Below are 16,046 nucleotides of genomic sequence, written 5' to 3'. Positions count from 1 at the left end.
AATCCCTGCGGTTCGTGACCTATTGCAACTTTACTGCGCAAACACCAGCGTGCGTAGATAGGCTGCCCGGTGAACCTCCGGGATACGCTGATGATCATAAAACTTCGCCGCCAACCGACATGCATCAGCGGCGGATATTGCGGATAGATCTTCCAGTTTCTCCAACTCTTCTTCGGAAATGCCCAGGTTTTCGATCATTATGTCCGCCAACTGATCCTCGGTTAACAACGTTCCAGTCTGAGTGTTTTTCTTTCCACTGGAATAGGTTTCGAGAATGGTATCGGAGAAATATTTATTGGCAGCGGTCAGCACCGGATTGTCCAAAAAATTGATATTAAACTGACCATAGAGATATTGTTTGCAACCCTCAGGTTTATGGATCTTGAGCACTTCAATGACAGTCCTCACAGGTGCATAAAGTGCCACGGTCGTCTCGTCGCTTGCTCTCGCCAATGTCGGCATTGCATACTTCCCCGCGAGATCAAGTACCTTTTGCCTGGCTGCAGCCGCATCTCCCGTGTCAAACAGTTCGCGAAAAATCGCTTCCGTTTCCTCAATATGATCTAACAACACGGCATAAGTCGCCGGATCATTATTGCGCGCCGCAGACATTGTTTTATCGAAAATCTCGCGCTCTTTTTTGGAAAAGATGTCCGCCGCAAATGCGGAAAGTGAAAAACCGCCAAACGCAGACAGGATCAGCACTGCGACGATTCTAAAAAGCTTGTTCATGTTGCCCCTACCCTGCGCGAAAACCGATGCCCTGCAAACCCTTACCCCGTTTAAATAAAAGCTGCTTTGGCGAGTCAACACGGTGCGGTGCACAAACCGGAGCGCGAGTGGAATTTCAGACATAAATCCAGAGATGTCGACAACAACGACGATACTTGCCTGCGTTGCTTCGATCTTTAGCGGCCGGCAATCATGGTTCGCGCAGCGTATCTGCCACCAGCGCATTGGCGTGGCCGTGGCCCATGCCATGTTCCTGTTTCAGCCAGTTGACCAGTTCCATATGTTTCTTGGCCCCGTGGCTGCGGATCAGCTCTTTCCACTCGGCAATCGGCCGGCCGTATTTGGCCTCGATGGATGGAAAGTAGGATGCGGGACCTTTTACAGGACTGGTTGCCATGGATGCCTCCCAAGCGCCAAGCGGTTGTTATGACACATTGATAGCATGAAAGGCGGTATTGTCACCGCCCGTAGACGCCAGGCAGCAGCGCCAATCAGCGCGTGGTGTCTTCAGGAGCGAAAGACAAAAGGCCCTTCATCTGCAACAGGCCGAAGGCGGCAAGTGTTGCGTTATCTTTGATTTTGCCGACCTCGATCATCTGGCGGACCTCAGCCAATGAAAAGGCCTTGCAGATCAGCCCCTGTTCTTCCGGGTCGAGATCTTGTTTGCCTTGGTCAAGACCCGTCGCAAGGAAGATGTTGAAACCCTGACTGGAATAACCATAGGCCTGAAACAGATGGCCGACATGCTGCAGGCTTTGTGCCGTCAGGCCGGTTTCTTCCGCCAGTTCCGCTTTTGCCAGCTCTGTCGGGTCCTTATCCGGTTCCGCCTCGCTGCTGCCCTGTGGCAGTTCCCAATAACGGCCCGACACCGGATAGCGATATTGTTCGACCAGATAGATGTGGTCATTGTCCAGCGGCACAATCAGCGCGTAATCCGGCTTGCTGACCACGCCGTAAAGGCCGGGTGATCCGTCCTCACGGGTGAACTCATCCTCGCGGACTTCCATCCAGCGGTTCTTGTAGGTGACGCGTGACGACCTGATATTCCAAACCACTGTAAATGCCCCTCTCCCTTGGCTAAAAATCCGCGACGCTATTTGGTCGCGCCGCCAGCCTTCAACACCTTTATGAAATCCTCATCCCCGGTTTCAAGCGCAAAGGACAAGGCGGTTTCGCCGCCGTTACCCTCAGCGTTGGGGTTTGCGCCGTTTTCCAGCAGGGCTGTAACCACATCCGGCCCGTTTTGCTGATTGTTGGCCTGCATGATCAGCGGTGTCCAGCCATTGGCATCGCGCGCCTCAACATCTGCGCCCTTTTCCACCAGCGCACTGACGGCATCGGGATCGGTTATGATATGCAAAATGGTGACGCCCTCATCATTTCCGGCGTTGATATCGGCACCGGCGGTTAGCAGCAGATCGAGAATGTCCGGCTCGAAATACATATCCATGAGGTGGATGGGCTGAAACTTGTATTCGTCCTCAGAGGTGGCCAATGCCGGATTGGTTTTCAGCATGGCGCGCACTTCGGCAACATTGCCTTGGTGAACCGCATCGTGGAAAGCCCGGACCGCTTCCACTTGGGGTGTCGCGGGAATGGCGGTGGCGACGCCGAAGGGAATGCCTGCTATGGCCAGCAGGCTGATGAGTAAACGTTTCATATCTGCTCCATGCGGCAGGCATTGCGTGCGGGTTTAACACCGAGCTTCAATTACCTGCCACGGGCATGAGGCTGTTGCAACCTTTGACAAATTACGGAAATTCCGTATTTTAAAGAGAACATAAGGAGTTTGGCCATGGCTTACGCAATTCGGGTTGCCGCGACAACCTTCGCAAAAGAGTTTGGCAAATATAGCGACGAAGCGATGGTTTCCGGCGGCGTTGAGGTTACGTCTCACGGTCGTCCAATTGGCGCCTATATCAGCATGAAGGAGCTCGAAAATTATGAGCGCCTGAAAAGCAAGGAGCGCCGTGTCATTCATGCAAGAGACATGGATGACGATATGCTGGGCGCAATCATGAACGCAGAATACGGTAAAGCATCAGAGTGAATTATCCCGATCCTGTACCGGGTTTGGTGATCCGCTTCGATTATCTGTGGGACATTGACCATCAAAAAGGCCTCTCTACCAGCAATAAAGAGAGGCCTTGCGCTATTGTGCTTTACACAAAGGCCACCAACAAAACATTGGTTGTGCCTATCTCGCACTCATACCCCGAGCCTGGACAAGAAGACTATTCACTCGAAATCCCACCCGAAATTTGTGCTGAGATCTGCTTGGACAACGACAGGAACTGGGTGCGAGTTTCAGAGGTCAATGAATTCGAATGGCCCAGTCCGGAATTACGCCCGCGTCCTGAAGATCCGTCACGAGTGGATTACGGAATGGTACCCGAGGCGTTTTTTCTCGAAATCCGTAAACGCCTCGCGGATGCGGTAGCGCAGCACCGTCTTGGTCGGACAAAGCGATAATCTGTTGCAACACGCTGCAACGAACCGACTAAAGCGTGATCTCCAATTGCTCGATGAGATCGCCACTCAGCACAAAGGCGTAACGCAGGTCCACAGGGCTGCCGGGAAAATTGCCGCTGAGGTGGCTGGTGACCACGGTGCGGGCGCCATCCGTTGTGACGTTGAATGGCGTGGCGGTGTATTGGTATTTTGTTGACGCCTCCTCCTTCCATCGACGGATTTCATCGCGGCCGAGATAGGTGTGGCCCTCATCCCGGACAAAGGCGGTATCGAGGAAACAATTGGCGATATCCGCAGCATTACCCTCTCTATCCGCTGCGAAATAGGTGGCGATTGCCTTTGGTAGCTGAATTGACATGGTGTTCTCCTTTCAAGCATTCGTGACGTATTGCGGTTAGGCAAAGTGTGTTCCTGGTCGCGACCACTAGACGGTGGGCACGGTGCCACCATCGATAATGTGTTCGGTGCCGGTAATGGACGAAGCGCGGTCCGAGGCGAGAAAGGCTATGAGATCTGCGACTTCTGCCGGTTTTGCAGGACGCCCAAGCGGTATGCCGCCCAGCCCATCCATGATCATCTGTTTGCCAGCCTCGTAATCTCCGCCGATCTGCTCGGCGATACGATGGGCAAAACGCACCGATGCTTCGGTTTCAATCCAGCCCGGCGACACGCGCACCACCCGCACGCCCTTGGGCGACACTTCTTTCGACAGTGCCTTGCTATAGGTGGAAAGTGCGGCCTTGGCGGAAGCGTAAGCGGTGGTGGATTCCGGCAGCGGGAGTACCCTTTGAATGGATGAGACATGCACGACCACACCGTGGCCCTGGGCGACCATGGCTGGAACCAGCGCCCGGTCAAGGCGCACGGCAGGAAACAGGTTGAGGTCAAGCTCGCGGCTCCAATCATCATCACCCAGAGCAGCAAAGCCGCCGCCAGGTGCGGATGAACCGCCGAGCATATGCACGATGATATCAAGGCCACCCAGGCGCTGCTGCGCGGCCTGCGCCAGTGCCGTTGCACCTTCCGCCGTCGTCAGGTCGGCGGCCAGAAACAGCTCTTCCGGCAGATCGTCCGACTTGGTGCGTGCGGCGGTGAGAACCTGTGCGCCCAATTGGCGAAACAGATCAACCGTGGCTTTTCCGGCACCTTTGGTGCCAGCGGTGATCAGCGCGCGTTTGCCGCGCAAGGTTAGAAATTCGGTCATGCTGTCATCTCCTATAAACGGCACCGACGCGGTCAAATTGCCCGGCGTGTTTCCGATGGAATTAACGTAACACTCGACATTTATGCCGATAAGTGGGACAAACCGGGATGAGGAATTGCGAATATCGGGACAATTGACTTTGGGCATGATGGAAAAAACCAGCCTTGCGGATCTCAATGCGGTGATGGCGATAACGCGACGCGGCACATTCCGTGCGGCGGCCATTGACCTGAACATGTCGACGACGGCGCTTAGCCTTGCGATCAACAAGCTGGAGGCGAACCTTGGCGTGCGGCTGTTTAACCGCACCACCCGCAGTCTGTCTTTGACCAGTGCAGGCAAATTGTTCGTTGAGCAGATTGGCCCCGCCCTGCAAGGCATCGAAAGCGGGCTGGAGGCGGTGCGATCGGAGCGCGATACGCCCTCCGGCACCATACGCATCAATGCGGCACCCTTTGCAGCACGCGAGATCATCACGCCACTGGTGCTGGAGTTTTTGCGCCGTTACCCCGACATGGTGGTCGACATTGTCACCGAAGGGAGACTGGTTGATATCGTGGCCGACGGGTTTGATCTTGGCGTGCGTGTTGCCGGGCTTATTCCCACCGACATGATTGCCGTGCCGCTTGGCCGCCCGCAACGCTATGCCGTTGTGGCGACACCGCAATACCTGGACAAACACGGCGTGCCGCTGGTGCCGCCCGACCTGCTGAACCACCCCTGCATTCGGGTGCGGTTGCCGGATGGATCGCTGTTTCGGTGGCGACTGGAAAAAGATGGCGAGATCGTGCAACTCGATGTGCGCGGGCCGATCATTCTCGATGAGACCAGCCTGTCACGCACCGCCGTGCTGGAACATACTGCCATTGGCTTTTTCTTGGAGCAAAGCGTGCTGGCAGATATCGAGGCTGGCCGGTTGACGCGGTTGCTTGACGACTGGACACCGCCCTTTCCGGGCCTTTGCCTCTATTACCCTGGCCGGCGAAACCTGTCAGCGGGCCTCAAGGCATTTCTGGCGCTGGCCCGTGTTCATGCCGCTGCGGCGCAGAAAGCGACGCGAAGCACCGCGCCGTCAGAATAGCGGCTGTTTTCTGCCAGGCGCCGGGCGGGACCGTGGTCAGTTCAGGTCCAGACCTTCTTCCAAGAGGGACTTTACAACCGCGTCGCGCGCCTTGACGCGTAGGTACCAGCCTTGAAGATGCTGAAGACCATCAAAATGGATTGGCGCATTGTAATAGGACTTCAACCAGGGCGCCTGCCCCCAGCCGGTCAGGGCAAACAGATAAGCATCCGCGACCGAGAAGTTTTGCCCCATGAGGAATGGTCGCTCTGCGAGATGGTCGTTGAGCCATGAAAACCGTTTTTCCAGCTTTGGCCGCGCGGTGTTGATGTAATCACCCGCCTGCTGCGCATAAAGCAGCGGGATGAAACCCTTGTGGACTTCCGTTGACAGGAAGCTGAGCATTTCCTGCAACCTGTAGCGTTCAAAACTGCCATTTAGCGGCACCAAACCTGCCTGCGGCTTCAAGTCTGCCAGGTACTGAACGATAACAGGGCCTTCCCGCAAAATAGTGCCATCTGCCAGTTCAAGGGCCGGAATGTAACCGTGCGGGTTGACCTTGTGAAAGTTTTTACCCTGCTGCGTGGTGTGATCATTGTGATCCACCTTTATGAAGTCGACCTCAAGACCCAGTTCGTTTGCGACGATGTGCGGCGAGAGCGAGCAGGCTGCGGGCATATAATAAAGTTTCATTGCTGGTATTCTCCATAGAATTCAACACCATCCTTGCGCTTGCAGAAGGTGCGGACTCTATGTAATTCAGGTGGTATATAAACGTAAGAACGCAAAAGTTTGTCATCTAGGTACATAAATTATACCTGGTATGGCAAAGAGGTCATGCCCCATGAAAGACACGGTATCCGGCTGTTCCGTTGAAGAAGCGATGCATCTGCTTGGCGGGCGTTGGCGCCTGTTGATCGTCTCCTACCTCGTGGATGGCCCGAAGCGCTTCAATGAATTGCGCAGACTGATACCGGGCATTTCGCAGCGCATGCTGACCCTTGATTTGCGCACGCTTGAAGAGGCCGCGATGGTTCAGCGAACGGTGTATCCCACCGTGCCGGTAAAGGTGGAATATGCCCTGACCGAAGATGGCAAACGTCTGGAAAACGTGGTCAGCGTTGTCAAGGAGTTCGGCCTGTGGCTGAAAGCGCGCAACGGCGACGAGGTCTGAAATCCGTCGTGAAGCAGATCGCACTCACGATGGCTAAAAAGCGCTGATCAGGCTGGCTCAGTGGTTGGCTGGTGGTTCAGCGCGTGGGCAACAAAACGACGGAGCAGCGCCAGTGGCTCGCCCGCATGCTCAACGCCAGCCAGCAGATCATCGGGATCACGCCCCTCGGCACGCAGCACATCTGCCCGCATGCGAATGATGGCCGCGGAAATTTCCGGCGTAAATTCCGGGTGGAACTGCGTGGAGATGGCATTGCGGCCATAACGCACGATCTGATGCGGATCATGGCTGGAAGCGGCCAGCGCTTGCGCGCCCTCCGGCAGGCGGATGACCGTCTGCATATGGGTGAGATGGGCCGGAAACTGCGCGGGCATGGTGCTGACCAGCGGATCCTGTTCGGCTCCCGGCAACAGGCGAACGGCCTGCGTGCCGATTTCGCGGCCCTCAGGGTGATAATCCACCTCGCCGCCCAGCGCATGGGCAATGAGCTGATGGCCGTAACAGACGCCAAACAGCGGCAGGTCGATGGCCATGGCCTGCCGTATCCACTCGGCCGTTGCCTCGCTCCATGGCAGACGGTCTGTCACCATGTCCCAGGAGCCGGTGATGATGGCGCCTTTTACGCTATCGGGCGCTGGCAGGCTTTCACCCTCAAACACCCTGATGACCGCGAGGGTTTCCGTGTCGGGGCCAACGGCACGCTGAAACCAAAGGGGCAGATCGCCCAGCGGGTTTCTGATAGCATCAGGTGGTGTGCCGACCTGAATGAGAAGCAAGGGATAAGAGGCCAAGGCTTGAACTTCCGTGATGGCAAGAGTGGCGGTCTGATTGGCCGGAAGGGCCAGATATCAGGTGTTATGGCCGGACTTTAGCGTGACATTCTCACTCTGAAAAATGAAAAATTCTGGACGTCGCGTCGCATGAGACTGTGCAGCGCAGCTGAAGTGAAAGACCGCCTCAAGCACCGGATCGTCAGTTTGCCGCTTGCACGGCCTGGCTAACACGCTGCGCGATATCGTTGATGGTGTTTTCATCCCCCGATATGGACAGGCCCATATAGGTCTCTGCCTCAACGGCAATCTCGTGACCGGCCAGCTGCCAGAGAAAGGTTTCAACCTCCTGCGACCCGGCGACAACCCAGTTGCGGTTTTCCAGCACGGCACCCAATTGCAACATCACCTGCATGATCGCGGTGCGCAACTGCTGGTCATATTCATCACCAAGAACAACCGTTGTTGTCATGACCGCGCCTCAGCCGTTTTGATCCAGCAGCTGCAGATATTCTGTGCCACTGATTGTCGTCCAGCCCGTGGACGGCATTCGATCCATTTTCGGGTCGCCGGTTAGAAAATACGCGCCCATGAAGCAACTGATTGGATCGAACAGAGCAACTTGTTGAGCAAGATCGAAATCAGGTCGTTCCAATGCCTCTTCGAGGATCACTTCATTCTCGACAGTCATGTGAAAATTAATCCTGAGATTGCCGACGCAGATATCGAGTGCTGGAGACATCATATTCGTGCATATTCCAATCTGCACCTTATTGAGGTCCCACAAGCCACCCCGTAGAAAACCGGAAACCGGAGTTTCATACATGGGAAAGTCGATGCGCATCCGGCGCCAGTAACTGAAGCGCGCCACTTTGCCCGTTGCAGCACCAACTGATGACAGTTTGACTGTGGTCAATGGATACGGGTTTTCAGGCTCAAAATGCAGTTCCATGCCAGCCGGGTAAGCCCAGAATAATGGTACAGGCTCGGCATAAACATCCGTAATCCAGCCTCTTGGCGGTCCCATTTCACCGGCGACTTGCAGCAGCGGCGTTCCCAACGGCAGGAACGGAATCTCCTGGTTTCGAAGTATGTCTCGCAAAGATATGGTGACAGGCTTTCGTGGCATGGGATTTATCTTACGTACGGCTGCGCAGCCAGTCGATGACGTCTTGCGCGTTTTTCTCCGGTGGAAAGACCGGGTAAAACACATGGGCGATGCGGCCATTTTCGATGATCATGGTCAGACGTTTAAAAAGTGTCAGGCCAGCCGCGTCAAAGGTTGGCAGGCGCAAGGCATCCGCCAGAGACAGACCGCTATCCGACAACAAGGGAAATGGCAGATGCAGCCTTTCGACGGCCTCTTTCTGGTAGTCCGTTGTCTGGGTTGAAAGGCCAAACACCCTTGATGCGCCGAGTTGTTTCAGCTCTGCAAAATGATCACGGAAGGCGCAGGACTGCGGTGTGCAGCCTCGGGCGCCGGGTATGGTGTCCCAGCCATCAAGTGCTGCGCCATCCGGCGGGCTGGTGCGCGGATAGGCATAGATGACCGTCAGGCCGGGCTGGTTGAGGGAAACGCTTGTACCATCGGTGGCTGGCAGTGTGAGTTCAGGCACGGCCATACCCTTAAGGTGGGACGCTGCGCCATCATCCAGTGGGGCTGGTGTTGTCATTACCGTAATCCTTCCTCTTCGAGGTCTGCCTGAAGACAGTGCTTATTTCTGGATGGGCGCGACACCATAGGTATCGTAGGCGCCTTGCATGCGCTGCTGTTCGCTGCGTTCCGGAAACAGTTTGTAGCTGGGTGCCCAGATGCGGGAAATACGGCTGATCTTGATGGCGATGACATGGCGGATGGGGAAATCACCGCCCGCCATGCGCAGCAAGTCTGCGCCTAGATCAGCAAAATCCGGGTCATCAGGCGCAATTATTCTGGCTGTGCCGACAATCTTGAACCCGCGCTGGCGAAACACATCAACAAAGCTGACGCAGGCGGTTGCATGGGCGTGAAGATTGCGCACCGTGTGGGTGGAGGCAATATCTGCCACCACAATATGGTCGTCCCCATAAGAGCCAAAGATTTCCTTGGGGCTGACATTGGGCGTGCCATCGGCATCGACAGTGGCCAGCCAGCAGAGAACGGAGTTTTCAATATCCGTTTTCACCGCATCGTTTAACCGGTGGCCGCTCTGCGGTTCGTTCATGACAGTTTCTCCGACATCGGCAGTCAGCCAAGATCATTCGTGAAGGATTTTGCCGACCAGATTAAATCGTACACCTGACGGCAGGTAGGACAAGGTGCAGGCACCTTCAAAATACGGAGCAACGCTGCGCTCTATCAGTCGCGAGCCAAAGCCCTTTTTCTTCGGTGCGACGACGGCGGGACCGCCCACTTCCACCCAGTCAAAGACGAAATCGCCATCCTCGCTGACCGACCACTGAATTTCTATGGTTCCTTCAATGACCGACAGTGAGCCATATTTGGTGGCATTGGTGGCAAGCTCATGAATTGCCAGCGATAATCCCAGCCCCTGCTGCGCCGAAAGACGGATGGACGGACCAACAAAGGAAAAGCGGTCACCGCCACCGAGATAGGGTTTCAGCGCCATATCCAGCACTTCGCGGATATCTGCCGATGCCCAGTTGGTATTCGTCAGGATATCCTGCGCGCGGGACATGGCAGAAAGCCGTGCGGAGATGACCTCCTGTGCCAGGCTGGTGTCATCGGCATTGCGCAAAGATTGGCTGACAATGGCCTGCACCATGGCCAGCGAGTTCTTGATGCGATGGGAAAGCTCGTTGGTAAGTTCGCGCTGGCGGGCTTCCACCGCCTTGATTTCCGAGATGTCCTGCACCAGCGTATAAAAGCCTTCAACCTTGCCACTGCCGCTGACACGCGGAATATACTCCACGCTGATGTCGCGGTGCGAGGTCGTTGAATATGGCATGCGCTGTTCGAAATGCAGGCGCTCACCGGCCAGCGCCGCATCAATCCAGTGTTTGACCTTGGCGTAGGCATCCGGCCCAACCACCTCAAGCAAGGTCTTGCCGATGAGCGATTCCCGCTTTCTTGGAAACCAGGTCTCATAGAACTTGTTGACGAACTGGTAGCGCTCTTCCTTGTCGACATAGGAGATCAGAACCGGCAGCGCATCGGTGAGTGTTTGCAACTCCTGCTCACGAACGGACAAGGCGCGCTGGGCTTCGATATGGGCGGTCACTTCATGGCCACCCACGAATATGCCAGTGACATTGCCGGTTTCGTCATGCAGTGCCTGAAACACGAAATCGATAAATCGATCCTTCGCCTCGCCTCCAAGCCTGACCTTCATGCCGGAGGCGGAAAATGCATTGCCCTCGGCATAGACCCGGTCCAGTACTTCGAAGACGCCCTGTCCTTCCAGTTCAGGCAGTGCCAGCTTCGCCGGAAGGCCGATAAGGTCCCGTCCACCGGTAATATCGCGGTACGCATCATTGGCATATTCATAGACATGGTTTTCACCGCTGAGAACGGCGACAAAACCCGGCATCGTCTGGAACATCGTCTGCTGTTGCTGGGCAAGCCGGGTCAGGCGACGTTCATTCAGCACAACATCCGTGACTTCAGAAACGTTGATGAAGATGCCACCAATGCTGCCGGTTTCGGTTCTGATCGGGGCGTAGGCGTAGTCCCAAAAGGTCTCAACGCTTATGCCTGCACGGCTGAATGTCATCGGATGGCGACGCTCATTTTGGCCTTCGCCTGCCATGACGCGCTTCAGCTTTTCGCCCACGGCAGGAAACAATTCCGGCCAGACATCGGTTACAGGTTTTCCCATGGCGGCGGGATGGCGCTCTGCCAGTACCGTGACATATGGGTCGTTGTAAAACAGTATGTTTTCCGCGCCCCACAACACCGCACAGGGTGCGCTGGAACCGAGGCATATGGACAACGCGGCCTTCAAGGCTGCGGGCCAAGTCGACGCATCTCCGACAGATGTTGCTGCCCAGTCAATGGAACGGATGAGTTGACCTGCCAGCCCGCCTGAACCAATGAAGGCGAAGACACCGTCTTGCCCGTTATATTCCGCGTCTGATGTCATCATCTGGCAGTGGCGCTCCGTGGCCCATTACACTTCATATTCAGTTTGTTAGCAGGAGGAACGCGTGCTGTCACCGCAGACCTTGGTCTCTTAAGATTTGTAGTCTTGCGTACAAACGGCAAGGCTTGTGCAACGACTCATTTTGCAATTTTAAGACGTTACAAAGTAAGCAATTTTGCCCCGCCCGCAATGGCGGGCGTTGGCAGTTGACATTTGGTCGCAGCGATTTGCCCGGGTTCCGGCGGCAGCGAACCGCCGCCGGAGGTCAAATCCACCTGCCCCGCTAGCTGACGGCCCCGAGCCGTGCGGCCCGATTGTATGTTTTTACAAGCAGCCAGATGGCGATTGCCGTGACGATGGCCTCTGCTGCCGGATAGGCAAACCAGATGGAATTTGCCGCGGTCAGCAAGGCCAATGCAATGATGAGACCGGGCAACAGGATGAAGGATTTGGTCAGGGTAAGCAGACCCGCCCTGGCGGGTTGGCCAATGGCCTGACAATAAAGCCCGAACATAAAGACCGGCCCTGACAGCAGGTAAAGCGCCATCATTGGCCGCACTATGCGGCTGACTTCCGCGATAACCTGCATGTCCGTCATGAAGATTGACGCCACCGCGTGGGATTGGCGCAGCAACAAAAGTTCCACCACCGCGCCGTAAACAAGGGCCGTGGTGGCGGCAATGGCCGCCACGCGTCTGGCACGATGATAAAGCCCGGCACCGACATTGTTACCGGCGATGCTTTGCATGGACAGGCCAAGCGCCATCATGGGCAGGAAGGCAAAACCGAGAATGCGGGTGATGACACCATAGGCGGCAATGGTGTGCAATTGCGCCTGCCCCTGTTGTATCTCGCTTTGTTGCGACAAAACGGCCAGCACGCAGGTTGCGGTAAAAGCCATGCCAATGAAGCTGAGACTGACCGGTGCGCCAAGCGCCACAAATTGCCGCCAGTTGCCAAACCAGCCGTGCTGCCACAGGCTGGAGAGCGGCAGCAAGGTGGGGCTGCGTCTGCGCCCTTCCAGCAACAGCGCAAGGCCAATGATTTGCGCCAGCACCGTGCTGCCTGCCGACCCGGCCACGCCCAAACCGCACAACACGATAAGCACGTAGTTGAGCAGAATGTTGAGCGCGGTGACGCCCAGCGACAGTAATGCCATGCTGCCAGCCCGCCCTTCATTGCGCCAGGCATCGGCATGCAAGGCCAGCACGAACTGAACCGGGCTGCCGGCCAGCGATATCATGAGGAATTGCCAGACCATGCCTGCCACGACAGGATCGGCACCGGCCATATGGCGGGCAAATGCCGGACCGCCCAGCAGAAACAACAGCGCAAGTACCAGGCCCAGAACCAGTGCAAGACCGTGGGCGCTGGCAAAGGTGGCCGCGGCGTCTGCCCGGGCGCCACGTCCAAGCTGGCGGGCAAACATGCTGGACATGCCGCTGCTGACCAGTGTCGAAAGGGCAATGGCCAGCATGAGCACGGGAAAGGATATGCCAACGGCGGTAATGGCATCTGCCCCGACAAAATGGCCGAGAAAAGCGGCATCGGTGATGCCGAGCAGGCCGTTCATGGTCATGACCACAGCCATGGGAATGGCTGTTATGGCGAAGACCTTGCCCAAGGGCGCGGTCAGAAAATGATTATCCGGTGATGGTCTTTGCGACATCACTCACTCCTCAGATGAGGCATTTCGAGATGTGATGGGAGCCTGCTTTGCCACCAACGAAATGCATCGAGGGTGAGAAGGGTTTTTAAATCGGGCTTCACCGGGACATTACGTCTGCAGGCGGCAGGTGCACGAAACCTTGACCACCGGAAAACCATTTTCCCCTGACTTTGTCAATTCCGCCGGGGCGGCAGAACGCCCCTGCCCTTGTTTCAGATACGCTTATTGCGCATGAAACATCATCAGCCCGGCAACACCGAGTGCACCCAAAGCGGCAAGCGACAGGATGCCGGCCACCAGCACCCGGCCGCCGGAAGCAAAGACCGTGCGCATGTTGACCGACAGACCAAGGGCCGCCATGGACACTGTGGTGAGAATGGCCGAGCTGCCCTTGGCGACATCCACGGCAGTATCAGGAATGATGGCAAGGCTGCGCAGGCCCATGGTGAGGAAAAAGCCAATGATGAACCACGGCACCAGACGGGCAAGTGACAGCCGTTCCCCTTGCATGGCGGCACCGCCCTTGAACAGGCGCAACAGTAGCACGACCGGCCCCAGCATCAACACGCGCATCAGCTTGACCAGCGTGCCGATCTGCACACTGGCGGCACCGACCGGTGCGGTGGCGGCCAGCACCTGTGGCACGGCATAAACCGTCATGCCGGCAAAAACGCCATATTGCCATTCACTGACCGGGAAAACCGGAAACAGCGATGGCAGCAGCAGCACGACCACCACGCCAAGGGCGGCGGTAAAGGCAATGGAGGCTGCGACATCATCCGACTTTGCACCGATGACCGGGGCTGCGGCGACAATGGCCGAATTGCCGCAGATGGAGGTGCCGCAGGCAACCAGCGTTGCCAGCTGGTCCGGCAGGCCCAGCAAACGACAGAGGCTGTAACTGGCAATCAGCGACAGGATAACCGTGCAGGCCACCACGCCAATCATCAGGCTGCCGGCATCGGCAATGGTGGAAAGGCTGACGGACGCACCCAGCAGCACAATGGCAATTTCCAACACGAACTTGGCGGAGAAATCGACGCCAGCCTTGAGGAACGGCGCAAGGCCGAAACAGGTGTGCAGCAGCGTGCCAAGAATGATGGCAATGACCAGGGCATCCACCAGTTCATGACCCAGCACGGCCTTTTCAACCGCAACCAGCCCCTGCGCGGCAAATGTGATGCCAACCGCGAGAACAAGACCGGGACCGATTTCCAACGCAGACCGAACAGACAAAATAAACTCCCAAATCACTTACTTATGAGAGAATATTCATCCACTTCGTTTGCGTATATCGAATAATATTTGACATTTCATTCGATAAAAACGAACGATTGCCTATGACCTTTGAACAGCTGGTAATTTTTGTCGCCACCGCAGAACGGCAACACCTGACGCAGGCCGCCAATGCGCTGCGGCTGACGCCTTCTGCCGTCAGCGCCTCCATCAAGGCGCTGGAGACGTTTTATGCCGTCAAACTGTTTGACCGGGTTGGGCGCGGCATTCAGTTGACCCGAGAAGGCAGAGTGTTGCTGAAAGAAGCCAAGGAAACGCTGGCGCGGGTGAAAGAAACCGAGGCAGTGCTGGCAGAGCTTGGCAAGCTGAACACCGGCAGCCTGGATGTTCAGGCCAGCCAGACCATTGCCAATTACTGGCTGCCTTCGCGGCTCTTGGGGTTTTCCGCCAGCTATCCCGGCATTCAGCTGAACATGACGATTGGCAATACCGCAACTGTTGCGGCAGCTGTGATCAATGGCGATGCGGAACTGGGCTTTATTGAAGGTGCGCTGGATGAGCCGCTGCTTTCCACCGCCACGATCACCAGCGACAAGTTGGTGGTGGTGTCCAAGGCCGGCGCCACACAGCCAGATGATGCGCTGACGTCGCTGAAATGGATCATGCGCGAACAGGGTTCCGGCACACGGTCCGTGTTGGAACAGGCGCTGAAAGAGCAAGCCATCGACCCGCGTGCACTCGACATACGTTTTGTGCTGCCCTCCAACGAGGCGCTATTAACGGCCGTTTTGCAGGGCGGCTGCGTGACCGCACTTTCACAGATGATCGTGTCGCCTTTCCTGGAAAACGGCCAGTTGCAGGTGCTGGATTTTGACTTGCCGCCGCGCCGCTTTACCCTGCTGCGCCACAAGGAAAGGCACAGAACGGCCGTGGCACGGGAGTTTGAGGCCTATTGCCACGTGCATGCCTGAACCAAGGATTGAGCCAACGGTCTGTCCGATACCGCACAAACCCAACGCACACACATCCCCACGTTTGTGTTTCACGCGCGATTGCAATAGATGGTTGCGGCGATAATTCGGGGGGAATCATGGGCTCTTTTTCTATCTGGCATTGGATCATTCTGCTTATCTTTATCGGCGGCATCACCTGGATCATTGCGGCGTCTCGCAAACTTGGACCGGATGGCAAGCTTGAACTACGCGGCATCAGAGGCTGGTTGGTGGTTCTGGCCATTTGGCAGATTTTCGTCACCATCAAAACACTTGGACGCGCGGCACAGATGTCGAAAGAGTATGAGGGTATCGCTCATATACCCGGCGCACGCGTGGCAATTAACGTCGAAACTGCCATTACTCTGGCCCTGGTGGCGCTGACTATTGTGACGACCGTTGCACTTCTTAGAAAAAAACACGCGTTCAAGCGCCTGTTCTTTCTGCAGTGGCTGGCTCCACCGCTGGCATTTGCTTTAGACGCCGCCATTGTCTCTGCAGCTCTTCAAGTGCCAATTGAAGGAATGCTGACTGGTCCCGTCATTCTGCAGCTCGTCATCAATCTTGTGATTGGCGGTCTATGGCTCTGGTACATACGCGTTTCGGTGCGCGTGAAAAACACAATGGTGAACTGACGGACAGCCGTCAGTTGGGG

The 16,046-nt window shown here is 56.3% G+C and carries 21 protein-coding genes; 6 read left to right on the top strand and 15 right to left on the bottom strand.

Features of this window, described 5'->3' with window-relative positions; translation table 11 throughout:
- Nucleotides 1–30 precede the first annotated feature (30 nt).
- From IB237_RS24415 to IB237_RS24400, 4 genes are all read right to left on the bottom strand, one after another.
- Nucleotides 31–732 carry a hypothetical protein gene (locus IB237_RS24415; protein WP_192491340.1) on the bottom strand — a complete coding sequence of 234 codons (702 nt, stop codon included), beginning with the start codon at nucleotides 730–732 and terminating at the stop codon, nucleotides 31–33.
- Nucleotides 733–922: 190 nt separating this feature from the next.
- Nucleotides 923–1,129, bottom strand: coding sequence for a DUF4287 domain-containing protein (locus IB237_RS24410; RefSeq protein ID WP_192491339.1), 207 nt, complete (start codon nucleotides 1,127–1,129; stop codon nucleotides 923–925).
- 94 nt (nucleotides 1,130–1,223) lie between these two features.
- Nucleotides 1,224–1,787 carry an NUDIX domain-containing protein gene (locus IB237_RS24405; protein WP_371815398.1) on the bottom strand — a complete coding sequence of 188 codons (564 nt, stop codon included), beginning with the start codon at nucleotides 1,785–1,787 and terminating at the stop codon, nucleotides 1,224–1,226.
- A 38-nt stretch (nucleotides 1,788–1,825) separates the two neighbouring features.
- A complete protein-coding gene (locus IB237_RS24400) occupies nucleotides 1,826–2,392 on the bottom strand; it encodes an ankyrin repeat domain-containing protein (RefSeq protein WP_192491338.1) in 567 nt (188 codons plus the stop codon).
- Nucleotides 2,393–2,527: 135 nt separating this feature from the next.
- On the opposite strand from IB237_RS24400, the gene IB237_RS24395 reads away from it, so the two are divergent.
- Nucleotides 2,528–2,782 carry a hypothetical protein gene (locus tag IB237_RS24395; protein WP_192491337.1) on the top strand — a complete coding sequence of 85 codons (255 nt, stop codon included), beginning with the start codon at nucleotides 2,528–2,530 and terminating at the stop codon, nucleotides 2,780–2,782.
- Complete coding sequence (locus tag IB237_RS24390) at nucleotides 2,779–3,204, top strand: hypothetical protein (RefSeq protein WP_192491336.1); 426 nt, start codon at nucleotides 2,779–2,781, stop codon at nucleotides 3,202–3,204. The genes IB237_RS24395 and IB237_RS24390 overlap by 4 nt, the downstream gene beginning before the upstream one ends.
- A gap of 28 nt (nucleotides 3,205–3,232) precedes the next feature.
- Here IB237_RS24390 and IB237_RS24385 read toward each other — a convergent pair whose 3' ends face one another.
- Nucleotides 3,233–3,562, bottom strand: a complete 330-nt coding sequence (locus IB237_RS24385) for a nuclear transport factor 2 family protein (RefSeq protein WP_192491335.1) — start codon at nucleotides 3,560–3,562, stop codon at nucleotides 3,233–3,235.
- A 66-nt stretch (nucleotides 3,563–3,628) separates the two neighbouring features.
- The gene (locus tag IB237_RS24380; RefSeq protein ID WP_192491334.1) at nucleotides 3,629–4,408 is read right to left on the bottom strand and encodes an SDR family oxidoreductase; all 780 of its coding nucleotides are present in this window, start codon (nucleotides 4,406–4,408) and stop codon (nucleotides 3,629–3,631) included.
- Between the two features lie 148 nt (nucleotides 4,409–4,556).
- Between IB237_RS24380 and IB237_RS24375 the strand changes: the two genes are divergently transcribed.
- Nucleotides 4,557–5,489: a LysR family transcriptional regulator gene (locus IB237_RS24375; RefSeq protein ID WP_192491417.1), complete on the top strand. Its 933-nt coding sequence runs from the start codon at nucleotides 4,557–4,559 to the stop codon at nucleotides 5,487–5,489.
- Nucleotides 5,490–5,525: 36 nt separating this feature from the next.
- On the opposite strand, the gene IB237_RS24370 is transcribed toward IB237_RS24375, so the two are convergent.
- Nucleotides 5,526–6,161 carry a glutathione S-transferase N-terminal domain-containing protein gene (locus tag IB237_RS24370; protein ID WP_192491333.1) on the bottom strand — a complete coding sequence of 212 codons (636 nt, stop codon included), beginning with the start codon at nucleotides 6,159–6,161 and terminating at the stop codon, nucleotides 5,526–5,528.
- A 151-nt stretch (nucleotides 6,162–6,312) separates the two neighbouring features.
- On the opposite strand from IB237_RS24370, the gene IB237_RS24365 reads away from it, so the two are divergent.
- On the top strand, nucleotides 6,313–6,642 hold the full coding sequence (locus tag IB237_RS24365; protein WP_192491332.1) for a helix-turn-helix domain-containing protein: 330 nt from the start codon (nucleotides 6,313–6,315) through the stop codon (nucleotides 6,640–6,642).
- Nucleotides 6,643–6,689: 47 nt separating this feature from the next.
- Here IB237_RS24365 and IB237_RS24360 read toward each other — a convergent pair whose 3' ends face one another.
- The 8 genes from IB237_RS24360 to IB237_RS24325 all read right to left on the bottom strand — a co-directional run bounded on the left by IB237_RS24360 (nucleotide 6,690) and on the right by IB237_RS24325 (nucleotide 14,399).
- The gene (locus IB237_RS24360) at nucleotides 6,690–7,433 is read right to left on the bottom strand and encodes a glutamine amidotransferase (RefSeq protein WP_192491331.1); all 744 of its coding nucleotides are present in this window, start codon (nucleotides 7,431–7,433) and stop codon (nucleotides 6,690–6,692) included.
- 181 nt (nucleotides 7,434–7,614) lie between these two features.
- Nucleotides 7,615–7,884 carry a hypothetical protein gene (locus IB237_RS24355; RefSeq protein ID WP_192491330.1) on the bottom strand — a complete coding sequence of 90 codons (270 nt, stop codon included), beginning with the start codon at nucleotides 7,882–7,884 and terminating at the stop codon, nucleotides 7,615–7,617.
- A 9-nt stretch (nucleotides 7,885–7,893) separates the two neighbouring features.
- Nucleotides 7,894–8,541 (bottom strand): hypothetical protein, encoded by a 648-nt coding sequence (locus tag IB237_RS24350; protein WP_192491329.1) that lies wholly within the window; start codon nucleotides 8,539–8,541, stop codon nucleotides 7,894–7,896.
- Nucleotides 8,542–8,551: 10 nt separating this feature from the next.
- A complete protein-coding gene (locus IB237_RS24345) occupies nucleotides 8,552–9,085 on the bottom strand; it encodes a peroxiredoxin (RefSeq protein WP_192491328.1) in 534 nt (177 codons plus the stop codon).
- Nucleotides 9,086–9,127: 42 nt separating this feature from the next.
- The gene (locus IB237_RS24340; RefSeq protein ID WP_192491327.1) at nucleotides 9,128–9,616 is read right to left on the bottom strand and encodes a pyridoxamine 5'-phosphate oxidase family protein; all 489 of its coding nucleotides are present in this window, start codon (nucleotides 9,614–9,616) and stop codon (nucleotides 9,128–9,130) included.
- Nucleotides 9,617–9,649: 33 nt separating this feature from the next.
- Complete coding sequence (locus IB237_RS24335; protein ID WP_192491326.1) at nucleotides 9,650–11,497, bottom strand: PAS domain-containing sensor histidine kinase; 1,848 nt, start codon at nucleotides 11,495–11,497, stop codon at nucleotides 9,650–9,652.
- Nucleotides 11,498–11,777: 280 nt separating this feature from the next.
- Entirely contained in the window at nucleotides 11,778–13,163 is a 1,386-nt protein-coding gene (locus IB237_RS24330; RefSeq protein ID WP_192491325.1) for an MATE family efflux transporter, read from the bottom strand.
- 222 nt (nucleotides 13,164–13,385) lie between these two features.
- A complete protein-coding gene (locus IB237_RS24325; RefSeq protein WP_210324085.1) occupies nucleotides 13,386–14,399 on the bottom strand; it encodes a YeiH family protein in 1,014 nt (337 codons plus the stop codon).
- Nucleotides 14,400–14,503: 104 nt separating this feature from the next.
- Here IB237_RS24325 and IB237_RS24320 point away from each other — a divergent pair, with 104 nt between their 5' ends.
- Together IB237_RS24320 and IB237_RS24315 are read left to right on the top strand one after the other, a co-directional pair.
- Entirely contained in the window at nucleotides 14,504–15,370 is an 867-nt protein-coding gene (locus tag IB237_RS24320) for a LysR substrate-binding domain-containing protein (protein WP_192491324.1), read from the top strand.
- Between the two features lie 119 nt (nucleotides 15,371–15,489).
- Complete coding sequence (locus IB237_RS24315) at nucleotides 15,490–16,026, top strand: DUF2569 family protein (protein ID WP_192491323.1); 537 nt, start codon at nucleotides 15,490–15,492, stop codon at nucleotides 16,024–16,026.
- Nucleotides 16,027–16,046: the final 20 nt, after the last annotated feature.

The organism is Agrobacterium sp. AGB01 (assembly GCF_014851585.1).
In the GTDB taxonomy this organism is placed as follows: Bacteria; Pseudomonadota; Alphaproteobacteria; order Rhizobiales; family Rhizobiaceae; genus Agrobacterium.
The sequence above is the reverse complement of the archived record's forward strand: the minus strand, read 5'-3'. Positions and strand labels throughout refer to the sequence as shown.